The sequence below is a fragment of the Streptomyces sp. CG 926 genome (genome assembly GCF_003148825.1).
Taxonomy (GTDB): domain Bacteria; phylum Actinomycetota; class Actinomycetes; order Streptomycetales; family Streptomycetaceae; genus Streptomyces.
This window is the reverse complement of the sequence record NZ_QGGZ01000038.1, coordinates 1-2253: the sequence shown is the minus strand read 5'-3', so window position 1 is coordinate 2253 and position 2253 is coordinate 1. Positions and strand designations below refer to the sequence as shown.

1 protein-coding gene is annotated in these 2253 nt (G+C 71.3%); it reads left to right on the top strand.

Annotated elements, in window-relative coordinates:
• Positions 1–2253, top strand: a 2253-nt coding sequence (locus BCL76_RS38340; protein WP_146228534.1) for an AMP-binding protein, incomplete at both ends; no start/stop codon positions are given.

Sequence of the window (2253 nt, the reverse complement as noted above, 5' to 3'; positions counted from 1 at the left end):
GCGGTCCAGGTGAGCGTCCCGGCCAACCTGATCCCGGCCGACGCGACCGCGATCACCCCCGACATGCTGCCACTCGTCGACCTCACCACCGAGGAACTGGCCTCCATCGGCGCCACCGTCGACGGTGGGGCGCCCAACATCGCGGACATCTACCCGCTGGCCCCGCTCCAGGAAGGCCTGCTCTTCCACCACCTCCTCGCAGACGGCGGCGACGACGCCTACGTCATGCCGACGGTGCTCGAGTTCGACGCCCGTGACCGGCTCGACGCCTTCGCGGACGCCCTCCAGCAGGTGGTCGACCGCCACGACATCTACCGCACCTCGATCGTGTGGGAGGGCCTGCGCGAGCCGGTCCAGGTCGTATGGCGCCACGCCACCCTGCCCGTCACCGACGTCGTCCTCGACCCCGAGGGCGGAGACCCCACGGAGCAGCTCCTTGCGGCCGGCGGTCTGCGCATGGACCTGACCCAGGCCCCGCTGTTGCGGATGCACGCGGCCCAGGTCCCCGGCACCGGCCGCTGGCTCGGTCTGCTGCGGGCCCACCACGTGGTCCGTGACCACACCGCGCTGGAGATCGTGTTCCACGAGGTCCAGACGATCCTGGCAGGTCGGGGCCGGGAACTGGCCGAGCCGATGCCGTTCCGGAACTTCGTCGCCCAGACCCGCGGCGCCGTCGCCCGCGCCGAGCACGAACGCTACTTCGCCGACCTCCTCGGCGACGTCACCGAACCCACGGCACCCTTCGGCATCGCCGACGTCCGTGGCGACGGCGCCGGAGCGATACGCGAAGTGGTGCCGTTCGATCCGGAGCTGACGGTACGGCTCCGCGAGGTCTCCCGCCGGCTCGGCGCGAGCCCGGCGACCGTCATGCACGTCGCCTGGTCCCGCGTCCTCGCCGCAGTCAGCGGCCGCGAGGACGTCGTCTTCGGCACCGTCCTCTTCGGCCGCATGAACGCGGGAGAGGGCGCCGACCAGGTCCCCGGCCCGTACATGAACACCCTGCCCGTACGCGTCCGCACCGACGCCACCGGCGTCCGGGCGTCCGTCGCCGCGATGCGCGGCCAGCTGGCCGAGCTCCTGGAACACGAGCACGCCCCGCTCGTCGTGGCGCAGCGCGCCAGCGGCGTCACCGGCGACACCCCGCTGTTCACCGCCCTGTTCAACTTCCGCCACAACCCCGGCCGCAGCGCAGAGCAGCGCGCGGACAAGCGCCGCCACGAGGGCATGGAGGGCATGCGCGCGGTCTTCACCCGCGAGCGCACCAACTTCCCCCTGATGGTCTCGGTCAACGACAACGGTGACCTGTTCACGCTGGCCGTCGACGCGGTCGCCCCGATCGACCCCCGTGTGGTCGGCGAGTTCGTCCGCACGGCCGCGGAGAACCTGGTCACGGCCCTCGAATCGACCCTCGACCACGACGAGGACGTGCCGCTCGGCTCCGTCCAGGTCCTGGACGAGGCAGGGCTGCGCCAGGTCCTGACCGAGTGGAACGACACGGCGGTCGAGTTGTCGGCCGGTTCGCTGCCGGAGCTGTTCGAGGCTCAGGTGGTACGGACGCCGGGGGCGGTGGCTGTCGTCTCGGGCGGTGCGGAGGTCTCGTACGCGGATCTGGACGCCCGCGCGAACCGGCTCGCCCGTCATCTGGTGGCTCAGGGTGTGGGTCCGGAGTCGTTCGTCGGAGTGTGCCTGGAGCGTGGCATCGAGTCGGTCGTGGCGCTGCTCGCGGTACTGAAGTCGGGCGGTGCGTACCTGCCGATCGACCCGGGTTACCCGTCGGACCGGATCGCGTACATGCTGGGCGATGCGAAGCCGACCGTGGTCCTGACCTCGACGAGCACGACAGCGGTCGTCCCGCAGTCCGATGCGACCGTCGTGGCCGTCGACGAGCTGGACCTGACCGCCCTTGCGACGGGTCCGCTGGGCACGCGTATCCGTCCGGAGCACCCGGCGTACGTCATCTACACGTCGGGTTCGACCGGCCGCCCGAAGGGCGTCGTGGTCGAGCACCGGTCGGTGGCCGGCCTGATGGGTTGGGCGGCGGGGGAGTTCGGTGGTGAGGACTTCCGCCGGGTCCTGGTGTCCACGTCCTTCAACTTCGACGTCTCGGTGTTCGAGCTCTTCGGCCCGCTGGTGTCGGGCGGCACGGTGGAAGTGGTGCGCGACCTCCTGGCCTTGGCCGACGCGGACGCGGACACGCCTGTGGGTGACGTCAGCCTGGTCAGCGGTGTTCCGTCGGCGTTCGCGCAGATGGTG